This window comes from Frondihabitans sp. PhB161, from assembly GCF_003814635.1.
Lineage (GTDB): Bacteria > Actinomycetota > Actinomycetes > Actinomycetales > Microbacteriaceae > Frondihabitans.
Genome location: NZ_RKQW01000001.1, coordinates 1,641,927 through 1,664,092, shown reverse-complemented (window position 1 = coordinate 1,664,092; position 22,166 = coordinate 1,641,927). Strand labels below are relative to the sequence as shown.

At 69.1% G+C, this 22,166-nt stretch carries 10 protein-coding genes and 1 other RNA gene; all 11 read right to left on the bottom strand.

Going from position 1 to position 22,166, the window contains the following annotated elements; genetic code table 11:
* Nucleotides 1–11: 11 nt before the first annotated feature.
* The 11 genes from EDF39_RS07970 to ffs all read right to left on the bottom strand — a co-directional run bounded on the left by EDF39_RS07970 (nt 12) and on the right by ffs (nt 22,140).
* The gene (locus tag EDF39_RS07970; protein ID WP_123941923.1) at nt 12–755 is read right to left on the bottom strand and encodes a response regulator; all 744 of its coding nucleotides are present in this window, start codon (nt 753–755) and stop codon (nt 12–14) included.
* The gene (locus EDF39_RS07965) at nt 742–1,887 is read right to left on the bottom strand and encodes a hypothetical protein (protein WP_123941921.1); all 1,146 of its coding nucleotides are present in this window, start codon (nt 1,885–1,887) and stop codon (nt 742–744) included. Before EDF39_RS07965 ends, EDF39_RS07970 begins: the two co-directional genes overlap by 14 nt.
* Nucleotides 1,884–3,137 (bottom strand): sensor histidine kinase, encoded by a 1,254-nt coding sequence (locus EDF39_RS07960; RefSeq protein WP_123941919.1) that lies wholly within the window; start codon nt 3,135–3,137, stop codon nt 1,884–1,886. The genes EDF39_RS07965 and EDF39_RS07960 overlap by 4 nt, the downstream gene beginning before the upstream one ends.
* A gap of 482 nt (nt 3,138–3,619) precedes the next feature.
* Nucleotides 3,620–5,101: a malate:quinone oxidoreductase gene (locus tag EDF39_RS07955; RefSeq protein WP_123941917.1), complete on the bottom strand. Its 1,482-nt coding sequence runs from the start codon at nt 5,099–5,101 to the stop codon at nt 3,620–3,622.
* Between the two features lie 10 nt (nt 5,102–5,111).
* The gene (locus EDF39_RS07950; protein WP_123941915.1) at nt 5,112–6,170 is read right to left on the bottom strand and encodes an aspartate-semialdehyde dehydrogenase; all 1,059 of its coding nucleotides are present in this window, start codon (nt 6,168–6,170) and stop codon (nt 5,112–5,114) included.
* A gap of 102 nt (nt 6,171–6,272) precedes the next feature.
* On the bottom strand, nt 6,273–7,538 hold the full coding sequence (locus tag EDF39_RS07945) for an aspartate kinase (protein ID WP_055959571.1): 1,266 nt from the start codon (nt 7,536–7,538) through the stop codon (nt 6,273–6,275).
* Between the two features lie 168 nt (nt 7,539–7,706).
* Nucleotides 7,707–8,402, bottom strand: coding sequence for a hypothetical protein (locus tag EDF39_RS07940; RefSeq protein WP_123941913.1), 696 nt, complete (start codon nt 8,400–8,402; stop codon nt 7,707–7,709).
* A 486-nt stretch (nt 8,403–8,888) separates the two neighbouring features.
* Nucleotides 8,889–9,488 (bottom strand): recombination mediator RecR, encoded by a 600-nt coding sequence (gene recR / locus EDF39_RS07935; protein WP_055959575.1) that lies wholly within the window; start codon nt 9,486–9,488, stop codon nt 8,889–8,891.
* A 1-nt stretch (nt 9,489) separates the two neighbouring features.
* Nucleotides 9,490–12,057 carry a DNA polymerase III subunit gamma and tau gene (locus EDF39_RS07930; protein WP_123941911.1) on the bottom strand — a complete coding sequence of 856 codons (2,568 nt, stop codon included), beginning with the start codon at nt 12,055–12,057 and terminating at the stop codon, nt 9,490–9,492.
* 98 nt (nt 12,058–12,155) lie between these two features.
* On the bottom strand, nt 12,156–21,281 hold the full coding sequence (locus EDF39_RS07925) for an S-layer family protein (RefSeq protein WP_123941909.1): 9,126 nt from the start codon (nt 21,279–21,281) through the stop codon (nt 12,156–12,158).
* A 762-nt stretch (nt 21,282–22,043) separates the two neighbouring features.
* An RNA gene (ffs, locus tag EDF39_RS07920) (signal recognition particle sRNA small type) lies at nt 22,044–22,140 on the bottom strand.
* Between the last annotated feature and the right edge of the window lie 26 nt (nt 22,141–22,166).

Below are 22,166 nucleotides of genomic sequence, written 5' to 3'. Positions count from 1 at the left end.
GTTACAGCGCCCTACTGCAGGTAGCCGTCTTCGGCCGCGCGGCGGATCAGCTCGGCCTTCTTCGAGGCCGGACGGTTCGCCTTCGCGTACTTCTCGCGCACGCGACGCAGGTACGTCTTGGCGGTCTCGTACTGCACGTTCATCTGCTGCGCGACCTCGTTGGTCGAGAAGCCTGAGACGTAGAGGCGGAAGGCCTCGGCCTCGCCCGCGCTGAGCTTGGGGCGGCTCTGGTTGGCCGCACCGACGGGCAGCGGGCGCCAGTCACGCTGAGGAGCACTGTCGCGGGCCACACCCATCACCTGGCGAGCGGCATCCATCACCTCGCGCATGGGCAGGGCCTTCGAGAGGAAGGCCGAGGCGCCGGCGTCAAGGGCCCGCTCGCGCGACTCCCGCGTGTCGAGGCTCGAGAGCACGACGACCTTGGCACCGGCGGCGCGGCAGGTGCGGACGCGCGCCTCGATCGACACCGGCTCTTTGAGCTGGAAGTCGAGGAACACCAGGTCGGTCGGGAAGTTGTCGCTGTGCACGAGCTGCAGCCAAGTGTGAGCGGTGAGCACGAGGTCGAAGTCGTACGCGTTCACGTTGATCCAGCTCGACAGACTGTCGAGGAGGACTTCGTGGTCGTCGAGGATCGCCAGACGGACGCGACGCTGAGACGGCGCATCGGGCGTGAGGGAGTTCCAGGAAGCGACCGGGACGGGCCGCGCCGAAGCCGACCGGAGAGTGTTGCTACCGTTCGAATCAGTGCTGGGCATAAGAAAACCTTAGTGTCAGGAGGGATCCGTTCACGTCGACGTGGAGGTCGGCGAAAAGGATGCGGAGGACGGCGAAATAGGGGGCGTAGCGCTGCCGGATGGCAACGTCGGGCGAAGTGCTCTCGATGCGGAGAAGTGCCCGGACAACCGGGTCGTCGTCGTGAAGCACGACGCTCAGACTGGAGGTGCGGGTGGTGGCGTCGACGGCGAGCGCACTCACGATGGCACGGATCGCCGTGCGCTGATCGCCGGTCATGTGGACTGCCAGCTGCGACCGGTCGAGCACTGTGCCCACCTCGCCCCGCGGGCTGCCGTCGAGCATGGCCTGCTCGAGCCAGGAGCGGTCGGCGTCGTCGACGATGCGACGCCGAATCACAGTGGCGACCTCGCCCGCGCGACGGCTGTCGTCGGCGGTGATCTCTCCGCTCTCGACGAGCTGCGAGAAGAACGGCACGACGTCGCGGTTCAGTCCGGTCACGCGATCCTGCTGCACCGAGCGGGCGATCCCGGGGCGGAGCGACGAGGCATCCTCGTCGTTCAGCGTGGTGGCACGGGCCATCCACGCTCGCACCTGGAACACGAACGACGACGAGTAGGCGGCCGCCCCCACTCCCAGCGCCGAGAGCGGTGTGACCCCGATGGCGAGGTAGGCCAGCAGGGGCGCGGGAGTCTCGAAGTACGGCACCTCGAATGCGACGACAACGGCAGCGACCAAGGATCCGACACTGGTCGCCACGACGAGGTCGCGCGCCGGTCGATAGGGTGCGCACGAAAGCAGCAGGAGCCCGACGGCCGTCGGTCCCCAGTCGTCGCGGATCAACCCGTCAGAACCCGCTGACGCGAGCGCTTCGGCGACCATCGCACCGATGGCGAGAACGACGAGCGCGATGAAGTGCGACCGCCGCAACGGGGCGCGCATGCTGCTCGAGCCGACTGCGACGATGACGATCGCCCCGGCGAGGAACACGAGTGCGAGCACGGTGAGAGCGTGGTCGACGTTCGCATCACTCAGGAACAGCGTTCGCCACAGGGCGAGGGCGCCGGCGAAGAACGCGAGACCGAGCGGAATGGGTCGCAGCTTCAGAGCGCCGAGCGGATCGATCTGCTGGGCGGTGTCTTCTCGGGCGCTCACGCGGCGTCTTCCGCGTCGGTCTGCTGCGTGTCGGCCGGCTGCGTGTCGGCCTGCTGCGCGTCGGCCTGCTGCGCGTCGGCCGGCAGTCCGATCATGACCGAGGTACCGCTGCCGGGTGACGACCAGATCTGCACGGTGCCGCCGACGCGCTCGATGCGGGCCCTGACGGAGTTGCGCACGCCGAGACGGTCTCGCGGGGTCTCGCTCTCGGTGAAGCCCACGCCGTTATCGATCACCATGATCGACACGTCGGGGCCGGCGCCGAGAATCACCAGCTCCGCCTCGGTCGTGCCGGAGTGCCGGAGTACATTCGCGAAACACTGGGTCACGGCCAGGGCGAGCGCCTTCGCCCGCTCGGCGGTGAGCCTCGTCAGAGCGGCGACGTCGCCCGTCACCGTCACGTCGAGGCCCTGGTCTTCGGCACGGACGACGGCCGCCCCCAGCGGTGAGGTCTCCCACTCGTCGAACGTGCTGTCTCGGGAGTCAGCCTGCTCCAGCCACTCCTGCCCGATGAGCACCTGCAGGTCGCGCTCCATCGCCCCGCGAAGCTCAGGGTCGAGTCGCCCGGGCTCGCTCAGCGACAGCGCCGCGAGATGGCTGAGGACGGTGTCGTGAACAAGCGCGGAGGCCTGCTGCTCGATCTCGAACCGCATGACCGACACCTGCTCTTCGCGGGCGGCCCGGTGGAGGTTCGGCTGAAGGCGCGAGGCCCGTTCGCGAGCGACCAAGGATCCGCCCATCGTGGCAACGATCAAGAGGAAGCACAGCAGCGCCGCCACATCGACCCGGTGAGCAGACCCCGTCTGGAACGACGCGACCTGCGTCGCCACCTCCCCGAGCACGAGACCGACCGTGGCCCAGAGCGGGCCGCGGCGAGCGAAGAGTCCTGATCCTCCGACCAGAATGAGCGCGAGCTTGGGGAGCGAGACCGTGAACGCGTCGGAGGAGTCGACGCTGGCGATCTGCGAGAGGACGGTGATGGCATAGACGTAGACCGAGGCACCCCCGACGATGAGGTACGCCACGGTCGTGAGGGTCGACCGGACCCGCTCGACCAGAACGAGCAGCAGGAGCATCGGCACCAGCGCAATGAGAGCGGGCCAGAGGATCAGGGCCGGACGCGCGAATTGGAGCGTGATGAGCAGGACCGTGGCAGCTACGAGAAGGACCGTCGCGATCGCGTGACAGGCTCGTGCGATGGCCCGTGCCGAGCTTTGAGGAGCGAGGTGGGTCGGGAGGCCGAGCAGCACGCATCCTCCTTCTCTCAAGGCATCGCAGCCGCCGAGGGGTGCCGGGGGCTACTCGAAGTATGGCAAACCCGGCGCCTCTCTGTGTACCCCGGTTTCAGGGGACAGAGGCGAAAGTGACCGTCGCCTCCCCGGGATTTGTGCCCCGAACGCGGTCCAGGGGTGCCCGCACGGGCCCGTCAGAGGCACAGTCGCTCGACATCTGGGCCAAAATCTCGCTCCGGGAGGCGGCACCTTGCTGACGGCGTTTTGCGCGGCGTCAAATTTGACGGATTTCGAAGCGTGCCTGCATTTTGATTCGCGTCGAATTTGACCGCGCGCAAAACGTCTCTACGAGGGAGTGGCCCCCGGCGCGCGCGACCCAACCTGGCCCGGCGCGCACGACCCAACCTGGCCGCACGCGCGCGACCCAACCTCGCCAGACAGGCCGGAGTCCGAGGCTTTCGCCTACGCCGAAGGGACCCCGGCGTCGGGGGTGATCGGGCTTAGGCGTGGATCCTGAGGGTTTCCGCCGTGGCCTGCATGGTCGCCGCCGCCTTCTGCTCGTCGACTGCAAGCAGCTCGCCGACCGTCGGGATCATGCGCTTGAGCTTAGGAGCCCACTCGTCTTTCTTCGCCGGGAAGCAGCGCTCGAGCACGTCGAGCATGATCGGGACGGCGGTAGAGGCACCCGGCGACGCACCGAGGAGGCCCGCGATCGAGCCGTCGGCCGCCGCGACGACCTCGGTTCCGAACTGCAATACCCCGCCCTTTTTGGCGTCTTTCTTGATGACCTGGACGCGCTGACCGGCGGTGATGCGGTACCAGTCTTTCGGGTCGGCGTTCGGCATGAACTCGAGAAGGGCCTCGAACTTGGTTCGCTTGGAGGCGGCGAGCTGGCTCACGAGGTACTTGATGAGGTCGAAGTTCGCAAGGCCGACCCGGATCATCGGGTAGAGGTTGTGCAGACGGATCGACTTGAACAGGTCAAGATACGAGCCGCTCTTAAGGAACTTCGGGCTGAAGCCCGCGTAGGGCCCGAACATGAGGCTCGCCTCGCCGTCGACGACGCGTGTATCGAGGTGGGGCACCGACATGGGCGGGGCGCCGACCGACGCCTTGCCGTACACCTTTGCCTGGTGGGTCGCCACGACCTCGGGGTTGTCGGTACGAAGGAACTCGCCCGACACCGGAAAACCGCCGAACCCTCGAATCTCGCGGATGCCCGACTTCTGCAGAAGCCCGAGAGCGCCGCCACCGGCACCCACGAACACGAACCGCGCACGAACCTCAATGGGCTCGTTGGTCGCACCGCGGTTGAGGGCGATGGTCCAGGTGCTGTCGCGATTCTTGGTCAGGTTCGTGACCCGGTGCCCGAGCGACAGCCCGGCGCCGTTGCTCGTGAGGTAGTCGAGCAGCTCACGCGTAAGTGAGCCGAAGTCGACGTCGGTGCCCGCGAGAATGTGCGTCGCGGCGATCGGCTGCCCCGCGGCGCGGCCGGGAATCAGCGACGGCGCCCACTTGGCGATCGTCTCGGGGTCGTCGCTGAACTCCATGCCCGTGAAGAGCGGGTGTCCGTCGAGAGCCTCGTGCCGTTTGCGGAGGTACTCGACGTTGGCTGCGCCCCAGACGAAGCTCATGTGCGGCGTCTCGTTGATGAAGTGATCCGGCTCGGGCAGCGCACCCTCGCCGATCAGGAACGACCAGAACTGGCGCGAGACCTGAAACTGCTCGTTGACCTTGACGGCACTCGAGATCTCGATCGAGCCGTCGGCCTTCTGAGGGGTGTAGTTCAGCTCGCACAGAGCGGAGTGGCCGGTGCCCGCGTTGTTCCACGGGTTGCTGCTCTCCTGCGCGACGTCGTTCAGCGCCTCGTAGATCTCGATCGACCAGTCGGGCTGGAGCTGCTTCAGCAGCGCCCCCAGGGTCGCAGACATGATTCCGCCGCCGATGAGGGCGACGTCGATGGGCTCCGTTGCAACAGTCACGATGCCGATTCTAAGCCGTCGCGCTCGCACGCCTCTCAGCCACGATCTCGGCGATCTGCACGGCGTTCAAGGCAGCGCCCTTGCGCAGGTTGTCGTTCGAGATGAACAGGGCCAGGCCGCGGTTGCCCGGCGCCCCCTCGTCGTGGCGGATGCGCCCGACGAAACTCGGATCTTGCCCCGCAGCCTGGAGCGGCGTCGGCACATCGGTGAGAACGACACCCGACGCGGACGAGAGAATCTCGGTGGCCCGCTCGGGCGTGATGTCGCGAGCGAACTCGACGTTGATCGACAGCGAGTGGCCGGTGAAAACCGGAACGCGCACGCAGGTGCCGCTGACGCGTAGGTCGGGAAGCTCGAGGATCTTGCGGCTCTCGTTGCGAAGCTTCTTCTCTTCGTCGGTCTCGTTCAGACCGTCGTCGACGAGGTTGCCGGCGAACGGGATCACGTCGAACGCGATCGGTGCGACGTACTTGACCGGCTCGGGGAAGTTCACTGCCGAACCGTCTTGCACGAGGCCGATCGTGTCTTGCGCGACAGCCGCGGTCACCTGTGACAGCAACTCTTCGGCTCCGGCGAGCCCCGACCCGGAGACCGCCTGATAGGTGCTGACTGTCAGGCGTTCGAGGCCCGCTTCGGCGTCGAGCACCTTGAGCACCGGCATGGCCGCCATGGTCGTGCAGTTCGGGTTGGCGACGATGCCCTTGACGGCCTCGTCGATCGCGTGCGGATTGACCTCGCTCACGACCAGGGGAACATCAGGATCCATGCGCCACGCGCTCGAATTGTCGATCACGAGCGCTCCGGCGTCGGCGAACCGCGGCCCGTGCTTCTTCGACCCCGTCGCCCCGGCCGAGAACAGAGCGATGTCGAGGCCCGTGGGATCGGCTGACTCGATGTCTTCGACGACGACCTCTTCGCCGCGGAACGGCAACGTCGTGCCGGCCGAGCGCGACGTCGCGAAGAAACGGATCTCGGCGATCGGGAACTCGCGCTCCTCGAGCAGGCGGCGCATCACGGCGCCCACTTGGCCGGTTGCGCCGACAACGCCTACGCGGAGTCCTTCAGCCATGGGTTCGTCTCTTTCGTGTCGTAGAGCGGGGTGTCGTTGGGTGTCGTGTAGCGAGGTGTCTGCTCGCTGAACCCCGTGGGATCCTTGTTTCTTCCCGGCGCGTCAGCGGCCGGTGCCGCCGTGCACGACTGCGATCTCGTCGCTGTCGAGGCCGAAAGCGGCGTGGACGACTCGCAGGGCGTCGTTGAGGGTGTCAGCCCGCGTGACGACCGAGATGCGGATCTCGCTGGTCGAGATCATCTCGATGTTGATGCCCGACTCGTAAAGAGCGGTGAAGAGCTTTGCGCTGACCCCGGCGTTGGTGCGCATGCCGGCCCCGACCAGGGCGAGCTTGCCGATCTGGTCGTCGTACAGGAGGCTCTGGAACTGGATCGCCTCGCGCTCGGATTCGAGAGCCTGCATGACGGTCGTTCCGTCTGACTTCGGCAGGGTGAACGAGATGTCGGTGAGGCTCGTCGCCGCAGCGGAGACGTTCTGCACGATCATGTCGATGTTCGCGCCCGTCTTGGCGACGGTGCGGAAGATCTCGGCCGCCTTGCCGGGCTTGTCGGGCACGCCGACGACCGTGATCTTGCCCTCGCTGAGGTCTCCGGCCACGCCGGCGATGATCGGCTCTTCCACGTTCTCTCCCTCTTTCGGGTTGACGACTAGTGTGCCCTCGTTGTTGTTGAACGACGAGCGGACGTGCAGGGTGACGCCGTGGCGCCGGGCGTACTCGACCGCGCGGATGTAGAGGACCTTCGACCCGGCAGCGGCCAGCTCGAGCATCTCTTCGCTGGTGATCCGGTCGAGTTTGCGGGCCTTCGGCACGACGCGGGGGTCGGCGGTGAAGATTCCGTCGACGTCGGTGTAGATCTCGCAGACGTCGGCGTCGAGGGCTGCCGCGAGCGCGACGGCCGTGGTGTCGGATCCGCCTCGGCCGAGAGTCGTGATGTCGCCCGTCGTCCGGTTGAAGCCCTGGAAGCCGGCGACGATGGCGATCGCACCCTGGTCGAGCGCTTCGCGGATGCGGCCGGGAGTGACGTCGACGATGCGGGCCTTGCCGTGCTGGGCGTCGGTGATCATTCCGGCCTGGCTGCCCGTGTAGGAGCGGGCCTCGACACCCAAACCGCGGATCGCCATGGCAAGCAGGGCCATGCTGATGCGCTCCCCCGCGGTCAGGAGCATGTCGAGCTCGCGACCGGCCGGGATCGGGGTGACCTCGTTGGCCAGATCGAGCAGCTCGTCGGTGGTGTCGCCCATTGCGCTCACCGCGACGACGACCTCGTTGCCCGCCTTGCGCGTCTCGACGATGCGCTTCGCGACCCGCTTGATGCTCTCGGCGTCGGCAACGGACGATCCGCCGAATTTCTGCACGATCAAGCTCACGGAAGGGCTCCTGGGGGTCGGGGGTACTGGCCTTGAAATTGTATGGGACGTTTCGTCGGCGTTACGGCGCTGTGGGCGATGCACCCGGTCCGCCCCGCGCGTGCAACCTGACGCGCTTCGGCCAATCTGGCCTGGCTCGCCGCGTCGGTTTGGCCGAAACGCGTCACATCACCTTGAATTCCGCACGCCTGCGGCCGCGAGCAACCCATCGAGGCGTTCAGCACGGGTGACGTCACTCCACATCCAGCGCACGACGGTACGAACCTCGGGGAGCGCCCGAAGTCGATCTTCTCGCCGCTTTTCAGCAACGACAGCGTCGGCAGGGGCCGCCCCTTTGAGGTAGTTCCCCTGTGAGTACTTGACATAGCCGTCGAATTCGCCGATCACGCCGAATTGCGGCCACCAAAAATCGGCGTACCCGATCAGGCCCCACCTATCGACGAAAGGCTGCTGCAGCACAGGTGGCGGCCATCCACGCTCGTTGAGAACCACTCGACTCAGCGATTCTCCTGGCGACCCCGACCGCCCATCCACGAACGATCGAACAGTTCCGAATCGGCGGTGGGCTCGAATCGCGCCTCGTCGACGAGATGCCTCATCGAGCTGATCGAGAGTCAGAACGGTTTTATCGGCTTCATCGCTGCCGGGAACCACAGGACCGTGCTCCTGAGGATCGCGGAGAGCGCTGTCGAGTGAGACGACGGCTTCTGCAAACGGAAGGTTCGTGGCCAAGTCGAGCGCCGTTCGACCGGGCTCCGTCACGCGGTAGCCGTAGCGCCATTCCGTGTCGCTCGATGCCAAAGGAGACGCGTGCACCAACCGCGTCGCCCCTTTGCGAGATCGAGCTACGACGGGATCGGTCACCGCCGGCCTATCGGGCCACGGCTGGAGTGACGCCCAACCATGAAAGGCCGCGGCCGTGAGATGTGAGAAGGCGCTGCTGTCGCTCACGCTTGGCCGGATGGCCTCGGCTCGGAGCAGATGCTGGACTCTGAGGTCGAGGCCGGACCAGGTGCTCGAGGGAAGAAAAACCCCCGGCACGATCCGCGTGAGCTCGCCCCGATCGGCCGCGCGTCGGAGCGAATGGTCGTCGTGACCGGCCCGCAGGAGGTTAGACGTTCGAATAAGGCGGGAGACGAAAGACGAAAATGTCATACATCAACGATGTCGGAGTGAGCATGCGCGTGGAGGGCCTGCAAGCAAGTTGTGGATAACTGGATGTGACCGTTGACGCTAGGCAAACCGACGCGGATCGGCCATCCAGACGCAGCGCGCCGCGTCGGTTTGGCCGATTCGCGTCAGGTTGCAGCGTGCCTCGCCCCGAGCCCCGAGCCCCGAGCAAGCGCGTCGCTAGTCGCTGACGACCCGCCGCCCCTCGAACGCACGCCCGAGCGTGACCTCGTCGGCGTATTCGAGGTCGCCGCCGACGGGCAGCCCCGAGGCGAGCCGGGTGACGCGCAGCCCGAACGGCGAGAGCATCCGCGACAGGTAGGTGGCTGTGGCCTCGCCCTCGAGGTTGGGGTCGGTCGCGATGATGACCTCGGTGACGGTGTCGTCGGCGAGGCGCTGCACGAGCTGGCGGATACGCAGGTCGTCGGGCCCGATGCCGTCGATGGGGCTGATCGCGCCGCCGAGCACGTGGTACAGGCCGCGGAACTCACGGGTGCGCTCGATCGCCTGCACGTCTTTCGCCTCTTCGACGACGCAGATGGTCGCGGGTGACCGACGAGGATCGCGGCAGATCGAGCACCGCTCTTCTTCGGTCACGTTGCCGCAGATCTCGCAGAACCGCACCTTCGTCTTGACGTCGACCAGCAGTTCGGCGAGTCGCGTCGTGTCGAAAGTTTCGGTCTGCAGGATGTGGAAGGCGATGCGCTGAGCCGACTTCGGCCCGATACCGGGAAGGCGCCCGAACTCGTCGATCAGGTCTTGGACGATGCCTTCGTACACGTCAGTTGCTCTCGTTCGGTGGTGCGGACAGCGGGCTCACGCGCGGCGCAATCGTCTCTTCCTGGATGAACTGCGCCCCAAGGATCTCCCGCACGACCGCCTCGCCGTAGCGCGAGGTCTGAGGAATGGTGCGTCCGGCGCTTCGCGGTGCCGTGGCCGGAGTCGAAACCGAAGGATCCGGCTGCCGCCCCGCCGCGTCGGGCTGCGACTGGCTTGCCCCGCCCTCGATCGGCGGTGTCGCGCCTAACGGGGGCACTCCTCCGGCCGGCTCCTCCGTGATCGTTTCTGGAAGGTCGGGCTCGGGGATGTCGCCGATGGGCTCGTCAGGCTCGGGTGGAGCGGACTGCGGGATGGCAGCGACATCCCAGCCCGTGGTGGGTGCGGACGCGCTGGGCGGTGCCGACACGGACGTCGAGGGGCTGGGCGCCGGTGCCGATGCCCGTGGTGCGGACTGGGCCGGAGCCTGAGCCGATGCCGAGGGAGCCGACGCCGAGGCGCCGGAAGCCGACGGGGCGGTAGCCGGTGCCGGAGCCGATGCGGGCGAGTCGCTGGCGCGGGCCGACTCGACGGGCGCCGGCGTAGCCACCGGGGCTGACGGCTGGGCCGGTGTCGTCGATTGCGAGGTGCCGCCCGCCTCGTCGACGCGGGCGATGTACTTGACACGAATGCCGAGGACCTGCTGGATGGCACGTCGGAGGAATTCGCTGACTCCTTCGCCGGCACCGACGGGTCGCTTGAACAGCTCGACGTCGTTGTGACTCGGGAACAGCAGTGTCAGAACGTCGCCGGTGAAGTCGCGAACGGTGGCGGTCATGACGACCATCCAGGCGGACAGCTTGTCGCGCTCGACGATCTCGAGGATCTCGGGCCAGCTGTCGCGGAGCTGCTGCAAGCTGACGGTGCCCCCGGCGACACCGGCGCCGGGCTTCTCGACCGCGTTCTCGACCTCGGGCGTCTGCGCCCAGGCTGCGGAGTGCGACGAGCCAGGCAGCGACGGTTCGGCGGGATCCGGCTGAGCGGCGGACGACGGAGACGACGACGCCGATGCGGGCGACGAATCGGCAGCGGCAGCGGCAGGCACGGCAGCAGAAGAAGAAGAGGCGGCAGGCACGTCGGAAGACGCAGAGACACTAGAGGCGGCAGGCGCAGCAGCCGGCGCGACCTGGGCCCAAGCGTCGGCGGCGGCCGCTGGAGAGGACGAAGTAGGAGACGACGAGTCAGGTGCCGACGAGGCAGGCGTCGACGAAGTCGGTGCTGCCGAAGCAGGCGCCGACGACGATGCGGTTGCACCGGGAGAGGACGAACCGGCAGCCGCAGAGGCGGCACGAGCAGCAGGAGCCGAAGAAGCAGGGGCAGCACTAGCAGGCGCGCCACCAGCAGAAGCCCCGGCAGGAGCGGAAGAATCAGACACCCCGACCCGACGCTCGAGCCGCTCGACCCGCGCGAGGGCACCGCGGCCGGACTCGTCGCTCTCGGGCACGAGGATGCGCGCCACCATGAGCTCGAGGTGCAGTCGCGGCGAGGTCGCGCCGGTCATGTCGGTGAGTGCCCGGTTGACCACGTCGGCCGAGCGAGAGAGCTCGGCCTGGCCGAACGAGTGGGCCTGGCGGCCGAGGTGATCGAGCTCGTCGGCGGTGATGCCGCGCAGCACGGCGGAGGCGCCCTCGTTGGTGGCGCCGACGACGATGAGGTCGCGCAGGCGCTCGAGGAGGTCTTCGACGAACCGGCGCGGATCTTGACCGGTCTGGACGACTCGATCGATGGCGGCGAAGGTCGCGGCACCGTCGCGGGCACCGAGAGCATCGATCACGCCGTCGAGGAGTGATGCGTGCGTGTAGCCGAGCAGCGCGACGGCCCGCTCGTATTCGATCGACCCGGCCTCGGACCCGGCCATGAGCTGGTCGAGCAGCGAGAGCGTGTCGCGCACAGACCCGCCACCGGCGCGGACGACGAGCGGCAGCACGCCGGGTGCGGCCACGACACCCTCGGTCTCGGAGAGCGACCCGATGTAGTCGAGCATCTGCGCGGGCGGAACCAGCCGGAACGGGTAGTGGTGGGTACGCGACCGGATCGTGCCGATGACCTTTTCGGGCTCGGTGGTCGCGAAGATGAACTTCACGTGCTCGGGCGGCTCTTCAATGATCTTGAGCAGGGCGTTGAAGCCCTGGTTCGTGACCATGTGGGCCTCGTCGAGGATGAAGATCTTGTAGCGGTCGCGAGCCGGCGCGAAGATCGCCCGGTCGCGAAGGTCGCGGCTGTCTTCGACACCACCGTGGCTCGCGGCGTCGATCTCGATGACGTCGAGCGAGCCGCTGCCGTCGCGAGCGAGCTCGACACAGCTGGGGCAGACGCCACAGGGCGTGTCGGTGGGGCCCTCAGCGCAGTTGAGACAGCGAGCAAGGATCCGCGCCGACGTCGTCTTACCGCAGCCCCGGGGGCCGCTGAAGAGATAGGCGTGGTTGACGCGGTTGGTGCGCAACGCTGTGCGGAGCGGATCGGTCACCTGAGTCTGACCGATGAGTTCGGCAAAAGTCTCGGGCCGGTAGCGGCGATATAGAGCGGTGACCACGGAGAAAGACTAGCCGTCGCCACCGACACTCGGAGCCCCGGGAACACGAACGGAGCGGCCCTCCCCCACCCGAAGGGGGAAGGCCGCTCCTCACGGCGCTAGCGTCTCCTCGACCTGAATTTGCTCAGTGCGCGGGATGCACCCAACATCCCGAGACCGAGCGCGAGGATGCCTGCGCCCACGGCCGCCCATGGGAGGACGGTCGAGCCTGTGAAAGCGAGGGCGCCGTCGACCAGCGACCCGGGGGTGCCGGTTACGCCGGTGCCTGCTGGCGAGAGAGCCGGATCCTGGTTGGAGCCCGTTCCCGAGCCGGAGCCCGTTCCGGTGCCACCAGAGCCGGAGCCCGTGCCGCCGTTACCGGTACCGGTACCGCCGCCTGTGCCGCCACCCGTGCCCGGCTGACCGCCACCCTTTCCCGGCTGGCCGCCTCCGGTGCCGGGGTCGCCGCCACCGGTGCCGGGGTCGCCGCCTCCGGTGCCCGGCTCGCCGCCACCGGTACCGGGCTGGCCACCACCGGTCGACGGCGGGCTCATCACGCCGAACACGGTCGACACCGGGTCGGAGGTGGAGCCGAGCACGGTCTCCGTCGCGGTCACGGTGTGCTGGCCGGGAGCGACCCCCGGGATGTCCAGCGTCCAGGCGCCGTTGTCATCGGCCGTGGTCGTGAAGTTGCGGCCGTTGTCGACGGACACCGTCACGAGAGCTCCAGGATCCGACGTCCCGGCCACGCGGATGGTGGCCGTTCCGTCTGTGGTCGCCAGGAACGTCGAGCCCGGTGCCGGCTGCGAGATCACGATCGGATCGGTCGCCCGCACCAAGAAGTCCTGGCTCGGGGCGTTCGTCGTGAGTCCGTTAGCGGTCTGCGATGCCACGAACGAGTGCGAACCGGTTGAGACTCCCGGGTACAGGACGCTCCACTCTCCCGCGTCGCTCGCAGTCGTCGTCAGGGTGACGCCGTCGTCGAGGACCACGGTCACCAGGGCGCCCGCGGTCGCGGTGCCCGAGACGGTGACCGGCTCGGAGCCGTTGCCGCCGCGGTCGACGATCAGCTCGTCAGGCGCCGGGGCGAGAACCGTGATCGTGCCTGCCGGAGCCGCGCTGACCACCGTGAAGGCGACGCTGACGGGAGCCGATGTCGAGGCCCCGACGGTTTCGGTGGCCGAGACGCTGTGACTGCCTACGCCGACCCCCTCGAGCGGGATGCTCCAGGATCCGTCGCCGGCGGCGGTGGTCGTGACGACCGTCCCGTTGTCGAGTCGCAGTCGGATGGCGGCGCCGGGTTCGGCCCGACCGGTGACGGTGATCGTCGCCGGTCCGGTCGCCGGGGCGTTGATGCGCTGACCCGCAGTCGGTGCGCTGATGGTGATCGGCGCTGCCTGGGATCCTTCGATCGAGACGCTCGCCGAGCCGGTGACGTCGCCGCCGGTCGTCTGCGTGACCACGATCGTCTGCGGGCCGTCGGGAACTGCGGTGACCGTCGTCGCCCAGGTTCCGTCGGTGCCGACCGTGACCGTGCGGGTGATCCCGGAGCCGAGGTCGACCTCGATGGTCGAGCCGGGGTCGCCGGTTCCGCGGACGGTGACGTCGAAGTAGCCGTCACCGTCGTCGTCGCGGACGATCTGACCCGTGGTCGGGCTGGTGATCGTCGGTCCGACGACCGGGGTCGTGGTTTCGACGACCGAGAACGGCACCCGCGTGGGATCGCCGGCGACTCCCCCGAAGGTCTGCGTCGCCGAGGCGACGTGATCTCCGACCGAGACGTTCGCGAACCGTGCCGACCAGGTGCCCTGCGCGGTCACCCTGACGGTCGTGGCTGGCGAACCCGTCACCGCAACCGAGACGGTGGCACCGGGCTCACCGGTTCCGGTCACGACGATCGTGGGAGTGGTTCCGGCGGTGACCTCGTACTGCTGGTTGCGCTGCGGCGAGGTGATCGCTGCGGCGGCCGCGGCCCGCGTCGTGATGATGCTCGTGACCGGTGTCGTGGCTCCGTCGGCCAGCGTTTCGCTTGCGGCGATCGTGTGGTCGCCGTTGTCGACGCCGGTGAAGGTCACCGACCAGTCGCCGTCGGAGTCGGCGTTGACCGTCTTCGGTGTGCCGCCGTCGAGCGTGACGCTGACGAGGGCTCCCGGGTCGGCCGTCCCGGAGACCGGCAGGCTCGACGTCGTGCTGCCCACCGGAGTGACGACGGTCGATCCGTCGCGCGGTGTCGTGATCGCGACGGCGTCGCCGACCACCACCTCGAGCGGCTGAGTCACATCGGGCAGGGTGGCTCCGTCGACGGTCTCGCTCACCGTGACGGTGAACTGACCCACGGGGACGTCGGCCACGATGACGGACCAAGTGCCGCCCGCAGAGACGGTGTCGGTGCCGGTGAGGCCGGCGCCGAGCGACACGGTCACCCGGGCTCCCGGCTCGCCGGTACCCCGCACGGTGATGTCGGCGGTCGAGTCAGCGGTCGACACGGGGAACGAAGCCCCCGAATCCGGGGCCGTGATGACGGCCGGCGCGACGGTCTCGCCGACGATCGCGAGGCTGTCGGAGCCCGTGACGACGCCGTCGGTCGTCTGCGTGACGACGACGGTGATCGGTCCGACCGGCACGTCCGAGACGGTGACCGCCCAGTCGCCGCCGGTGCCGACGGTCGTCGTGGCGGTGGACCCGCCGCCGAGGTCGACGTCGATGGTCGAACCCGGCTCGCCGGTTCCGGTGAGGGGCACGTCGACCGTGCCGTCACCGGTCGTGTCGGGGATCACGGCGCCCGCTGCGGGGCTGGTGATCGCCACGGGAGCCGCCGGAGCGGCGCTGACCACGACGTCGAAGGTGACATCGATCGGATCCTGCGCTGTTCCGCCGACGGTCTGCGTGGCCTCGACCACCTGTCCCGTGCCGACTGCGACGCCGGCGTAGGTCGTCGACCAGGATCCGGAGCCGTCGACCGTGACGGTCCTCGCGCGACCTCCGTCGAGCGTCACCAGGATCGATGCGCCCGGCAGCCCGGTGCCCGAGACGGGAACCGTCGCGGTGTCACCCGCAGCCACAGCGAACTGCTGGCCGGGGCGGGGCGTCGAGATGGTCGCGGCCGGAGCGACGGCCACCTCGAAGGCCCGGACGACTGCCGGGGTGGCGCCGTTGTCGAGGATCTGCAGGGCGCTGACGGTGTGGTCACCGACGGCGACGTCCAGGAACGTGTGGTTCCAGCGGCCGTCGTCGTTCGACGTCACGGTCACCGCGGTGCCGTCGTCGAGCGTGACGCGCACCGTGGTGTTCGGCTGCGCGGTGCCGGCGGCCGGCACATCCACCAGCCCGGTGGCTGTCGCGACGGGGAACGAGGCTCCGACGGCAGGATCCGAGATGGTCACGCCATCCGCGACGGCGACGGTCAGGTCGCGGGTCGCCGGGGTCGAGTCGACTCCGTCGATCGTCTGCGTGACGGTGGCGGTCTTGTCGCCGACAGTCACGTCGCGGACGATGGTCGTCCAGTTGCCGTCGCCGTCGACCGTCGTGGTGGCGGTGAGACCGCCGCCGAGCGACACCGTGAGGTCGGCGCCGGGCTGGCCGGTGCCGCTGAACGGCACGTCGACCGTTTCGCCGGTGGTGCCGACCAGGAGGGTCGTGCCGGTCGCGGGGTCGGTGATGGTGACGGGCGCAGCCGGTGCCACGACGATGCGGACCGTCGCGGGATCGGTCGACGTGGTGCCGCCGATGGTCTGGCGGACCTCGATCGTCGGAGTGCCGGTGGGGACGTCCTCGAGCGTCAGCTCGTAGGTGCCGCCCACGGTCGCGGTAGTCGTCGCCGCGGTTCCGCCGGCGATCTCGGCCGTGACGGTCGCTCGTGGCTGGGCCGTTCCGCGCACCACGAGATCGGTCGTCGAGTCGTCGCGGGCGACCGTGTAGGTCTGTCCGGCCGTCGGCGTGGCGATCGTGACCTCGGCGCCGGCAACGACCCGGAAGCTGCGGTCGAGTTCGGCCGACGTCGTGCCGCCGACCGTCTGGGTCGCGTGCAGCGTGTAGGCGTCGGCGGAGACGGCGACGCGGGCGAACGTCGTCGCCCAGTTGCCGTCGGCGTCGGCGGTCACGTCGACGGGGTCACCCGCGTCGAGGCGAATGCGGACGGTGGCGCGCGGCTGTGCCGTGCCCGAGACCGGCACGTCGACCCGCGAGGCGGCATCGGCGACGGTGATGGTGCTGCCGGCCCGGGGTGCCGCGATCACGAGGGGTGCGCCCGCCGCGACGGTCACCGTCGAGGTGGTCGGGTCGGAGGTCGTGCCGTCGACGGTCTGCGTCACCGCGATGGTGTGCGTCCCGACGTCGACACCGGTCACGGGTGCCGCCCAGTCGCCGTTGGCGTCGGCCGTCGTCGCGGCCGTGCGGCCGTCGATGTCGATGCTGATGTCGGCGTTGGGCTCGGCGGTGCCGACCACGCGCACGGTTGCGGTGGCGTCGGCATCGGCCACCGTGATCCGACCGCCGTCGACCGGGCTGGTGATGACGACCGGGTCGCCCGCCTCCACCGAGAAGGAGGAGGTGATGGGTGTCGACACCGTGCCGTTGACCGTCTGGGTCACGGAGGCGGTGTAGCCGCCGACCGGCAGGTCTGCGAAGGGAGCGGTCCAGACGCCATTGCCGTCGGCGGTCACCGCTGCGGTGAGGCCGCCGCCGAGGTTCACGTTCACGGGAGCATTCGGCTCGGCACGACCGGTGACGGTGACGTCGACGGTGGAGCCCGGGCCCGCGACGGTGATGACGTCGCCGGCAGCGGGTGAGGTGACGCGGACCGCCGCGGCGGCCGTCACCGTGATGGTGCGGGTTTTGGCCGGCGTGGACGTGGTGCCGACGGTCTCGATGGCGCGGAAGGTCGGGGTACCGACCCCGACTCCCGAAAACGAGGTCGACCAGTTACCGGTCACGGGGTCGGCCGTGACGGTCTTGGTGACGCCGTTATAGGTGACCGCGACGCTGGCGCCGGGTTCGCCGGTGCCGGTCACAGGAACGGTGAGGGTGGCGTCGGCGTCGGCCACCTGCAGCTCGGTTCCGGCGATCGGAGTCGAGATGTCGAAGGGCGCCCCCGCGACGATCGAGAAGGAAGTCGTCGCCGGGGTGGCCGAGGTCGTTCCGCCGACCGTCTGGGTCGCCGAGACGGGGTAGGTTCCGGTGGCGAGGCCCGCTCCGGTGCCGTCGGCCGTGCCGTCGGCGCGAACCGACCAGGTGCCGCCCGCGGAGGCGGTCGTGGTCAGCGTGCGACCGTCGACGAGCACGTCGACCGTCGCGTTCGGCTGAGCGGTTCCGCGGATGGTCACCGGCAGCACCGAAGCGTCGTCGGCCACCCGGTAAGCGGTGCCCGCCACGGGTGCGGTGATCGCGATCGGCTCGCCCGCGACCACGAAGAACGTCGTCGCCGTGGCGGAGTCCGTCGCGCCGCCCACGGTCTGCGTCGCTTCGACCGAGTAGTCACCGACGGGCAAGTCGGCGAACGAGACCGTCCAGGCGCCGGCCCCGCTGGCGACGGTGTCGCGGATGATCGGTGCGTCGTTGCCTCGCGTGAGGGTCACCTCGACCGCGGCGCCGCCGTCAGCACGACCGGCGATGGTCGTGGTGGCTCGCACCGAGTCGGGGTCGGCCACGGCGAATGCCGTTCCGGTGGCCGGCGTCTCGATGACGATGGCGCCACCGACGACGACCGAGAAGTCACGCGCCGCAGTGGTCGAGCTGGTGCCGTTGATCGTCTGGGTCGCGCTGAGGCGGTAGTCGCCCACCGGCACATCGGCGATCCGGACAGTCCAGGATCCGCCGGCCGACGCCGTGGTGGTTCCGGTGAATCCCGGAGCCAGGTCGGCTGTCACCCGCGCTCCGGCCTGAGCCGTACCGGTGATGACCGCCGTGGTGGTTCCGTTCGCTCCGAACACCGTGACCTCGGTGCCAGGAGCAGGAGCGGTGATCACGACGGGGTCACCCGCGCGGACGGTCAGGGGCTGAGTGACGGCCGGGGAGGTGGTGCCGCCGACGGTCTCGGTAACGGCGATGACGTAGTCGCCGGTGCCGACTCCGGTGACCGGAACGCTCCAGGCTCCGGTGCCGTCAGCGATTGTCGTGGCGGTGAGTCCGCCACCGAGGCTGACTGCGATGCCGGCGTTCGGCTGGGCCGTTCCGGCCACCGTCACTGCGGTGGTCTGGCCGTCCTGAGCCACGACGACGTCGACCGCGGGGTCGGGGCTCGTGATCGTGACCGGCGCAGCGGCGACGATCGAGTAAGGCCGGACGACCGGGGTCGAGGTCGAGCCATTCACGGTCTGCGCAGCGCTGATCTGGTAGTCGCCGACGGGGATGGCGGTGAAGGTCGTGGTCCAGGCTCCGGTCGGGCTGGCGGTCACGGTCGCCTGGTGGGTGTCGTCGAGGACGACGGTGACCTCGGCACGCGGCTCGGCGGTGCCGGAGACGGTGACGGGGCGAGTAGAGGTGGGTGCCGCGACGACGGACGTCGTACCGGCGGCCGGCGCCTCGATGACGACCGGGTCACCAGCGATGACTCGGAACCCGCGGGTCTGAGCGGGAGAGGTCGTGCCGGCAACGGTCTGGGTGACGCTGGCCGTGTAGTCACCGACCCCGACGTTGCTGAACGGAGCCGACCAGGTGCCGGTCACGCCCGCGGTCACCGAGGTGGAGATGCCCGGGGCGAGCTGAACGGCGACGGTCGCGCCGGCCTGGGCGGTGCCCGAGACGGTCACCGGCGTCGTGGCGGTCGGCCCGGCCACGCGGAACTCGGCGCCCGCGGCGGGCGACTGGATCACGAGCGGCGACGACGCGACGACGGTGATGTCGCGGGTGACGGCAGCGGAGGTCCCGCCGCCGACGGTCTGCGTGACGCTGACGGTGTGCGGTCCGACGCCGACGCCCGAGACCGGGATGCTGTAGCTTCCGTCGGCCGCAGCCGTCGTGGTGCCGGTGAGACTGCCGCCGAGCGAGGCGTCGACCGTCGCGTTCGGCTGGGCGGTTCCGACGACCGTGACGGTCGCCGTGGAGTCGGCGCCGGGCACGACGATCTGCGTGCCGTCGGCGGGCGCGGTCACGGTGAGGGCTGCACCGGCCACGACCGAGAAGGGCCGGGTGACGGGGGCCGAGGTGACACCGCCCGATGTCTGGGTCGCACTGACCGTGTACGTGCCGACGGGCACGCCCGTGAGATCCGTGGTCCAGGTGCCGTCGGATCCTGCGGTCGCTGTTCCCGTGATGCCCGACGGGGCGCCGAGGCTGAGGGCGATCGAAGCGCCCGGTGTAGCGGTACCGGAGACGGTGACGGGCGTCTTCGCAGTCGGCGAGACGACGGTGAAGGCGCGACCCGCGGTGGGAGCCGTGATGGTCAGCGGCTGTTGCGCGACGACGGTGAAGGCGCGGGTCACCGGGCCGGTGGTGGCGCCGCCGAACGTCTGCGTGACACTGGCGGTGACAGAGCCCACCCCCACGGCCGGGATCGTGGAGCTCCAGGTGCCGTCGGCGGCGACCGTCGCGGTGCCGGTGCGGCCTTGACCCAGGTCAACGGCAATGTCGGCACCGGGTTCGCCGGTTCCCGTGACGGTGATCGAACGGGTTGCGGTCGACGTGGCGACGGTGAACTGCTGGCCCGCCGTCGGCGCCGTGATCGTGACCGGCGCGGTGACGGTGGCCTTCACTGTCGACGTCGCCAGATCGACGGTGGCCGCGTTCACCGCGGGTAGCACGCTCAGGCGCAGCGCGTGAACCGATCGCGAGCCCGCGTCGGTGCCGCGCCCGTCCTGGAACCCGGAGGCGTCTTGCGCGTTGACCGTGATCGAGACCAGCTGGTTCAAGATCCCGGGCAGCCCACCGAGGGTGGTGCTCACGGGCCGGGTGACGGCCGCGAGGGTATCGGGGATGCCGGCGACCGTCGGCTGGAACACTCCGCCGAGCAGGGGAACGAGGGTGCCGTCGACAACCGACTGGAGTGCAGGGGTGAGGACTGCGGACGAGAGCGCGATGCCGCCGAGGCCCAGAGCCTGACCGGTCGCGGTGACCGTCGCCGGAGTGCGACCGGTGGTCGTGAGCAGGTTCCCGAGGGTCGTCGTGATGCCGACCTTGAGGCGAGTGACATTGAGTCCGGCGACAGCGACGTTGGCGGTGAGCGTGGCGTTGACGGTCGCGGTTCCGATCGCCGCGACGACCGCGGTGTTGAGAGCCGCGGGAACCTGGGTGACGAGGATGTCCTGGATGGCCGCCGATATGACGCTCCGCAGAGCAGGCGTCGAGAGCAACTCAGTGTTGGGGGCTTGGCCGTTCAGAGCCTGGAGGGTGTTGAGGTCGATGACGATCTGACCGGTCGAGGGGGTGATCGTCACGGCACCGGAGGTGTAGCTCCGGGCGAGAACCGGCGCGGTCACCGCTCCGAGGTTCAGGCCGGTGATCGTCGCGGTCAGATTCGTGTTGTTGACGCTCACCACGCCCGGAATGAGAGTGCCTAGAGCCGTCGTGAGGTCGCCCGTCGTTCCCGAGACAACGCCGTTCAGCGCGGACTGGTTCGACGCGAGGTTGTTGATGCTGCTGCCGATGCCGTTGACCGACGTCTGCAGTGACGTGTTCAGGCCGGCGACAGCCGGGCTCGTGACGGCGAACTTCGCGCTCGCGATGCCGTAGTCGGTGGTGGGCTGCACGGTGGTTCCGCGCTGAGCCTGGATGCGGGAGGCGAGAGCGCCGATGTCGAGCTGGGCGGCGGAGGCCACAGCCGATGCTGCGCCCACCCGGCTGAGCAGCGGAGTGAGGTTCAGCGTCGAGACGCCCCCGGCGGTGCCCGGCCCGACCCCGATGGAGCCGTCGGAGCCGATCAGGCCCGAAGCGGCGGTCGCCGACGTCGGCGTCGTGCTCGCGTACTGCCCCGTGACGCCGAGCGTCAGGAGCCCGTTGGTGCCGAGCAGGCGCACGCCGTTGCCGAGATCGACGTTGACCGCGTTGGCAGCCGTCACGTCGAGGGGGTTGGCCACGACTCCCCCGGCGGTCGGAGTCGCGGAGTACGCCCCGCGCAGTGCCGCGATGTTGTCGAGGTCGACGATCCCCGAACCGGAGAGGAGCGCACCCTCCGCCTCGGTCACGTCAGTCGTGGCCGCCTGCGCGGGGACCACGGCCGACGCGGCGATGAGTGCGCCCACGACGGTGGCGACACCGGCGCGGAGAAGAAGGTGGCCTCGGAGGAGGGTTCGGGTAGACCTCTGGCGGTGCATGGGGTGCTTCTTCCTGACAGGTCGGGCCTGTCACTGATCCGGAAACCCCCCGGTGGTGGGTCGGGAGGGTCGAGCTGCCGCGGTGCTGGTGAGGCGATGCGGGTGGTGCTGGTGCTGGTGCTGCGGCTGTCGACCTGGTGAGGGTCGGCGGTGGTGCAGGTGGTGCGAGTGCCGACCTGGTGAGGGTCGGCGGTGTGCGGGTGGTGCCGTCAGGCCGAGTGGGTCGACGGAGAGATGCGGGATGCGCGGTGGTGAGGCGCGCATCCCGCGGAGCCGCCTCGCGCCGCACGGGGGCAGCGAGACGGAGTGCGCAAGGCAAAAGACGACAAGGGTGAGTTGCCGCGTGCCGCGGTGATCCTGATCCTGGTGTGCGACGTCACGGTCGCGTCCTTTCCCTGCGAGGACCTCCTGGTGAGGGAGGTGGCTTCACTCTGGTGAGGAGCTAGGCCGTTTTGGTGTGGCAATCATAAGCAGATCACTGGACGCCGAACCAACCAATCTGGTTCGCTCGTACCCCCAGAACGAGTGTCGCGCCGTCCCCCCGCCCGAATTTGAAGGAAAAACCGCCCCAGCCGAGCGCACTTATGCCGATCGGGCGGCCTACCCCCGACGTTTCTCCTTCGAATTTGCAGACCCCCTGCAGCCTGCCCCGCGCACCAGCGCGCAAAAAGAAAGACTCCCCACGCACCCGCCGGCGCGGCGAAGCCGCTGCCTAAAAGCACCACTGGCCGGTGCGCTGCGGTCTTCGAGCGAAGCGAGAAAACAAAAGACTCCCCACGCACCCGCCAGAGCCCGGTTACCCTTGCTGCATTTCTGCCCTGGGGGAGTTGGCCTGGATGGCGCCACGTGGGGAGCCGACATCCACTTTAGCGGTTTCCACCGCGC

Coding starts and splice junctions, on each gene's coding strand:
- EDF39_RS07950 (WP_123941915.1), bottom strand. CDS start 6,170: ATGGCTGAAGGACTCCGCGTAGGCGTTGTCGGCGCAACCGGCCAAGTG.
- EDF39_RS07970 (WP_123941923.1), bottom strand. CDS start 755: ATGCCCAGCACTGATTCGAACGGTAGCAACACTCTCCGGTCGGCTTCG.
- EDF39_RS07925 (WP_123941909.1), bottom strand. CDS start 21,281: ATGCACCGCCAGAGGTCTACCCGAACCCTCCTCCGAGGCCACCTTCTT.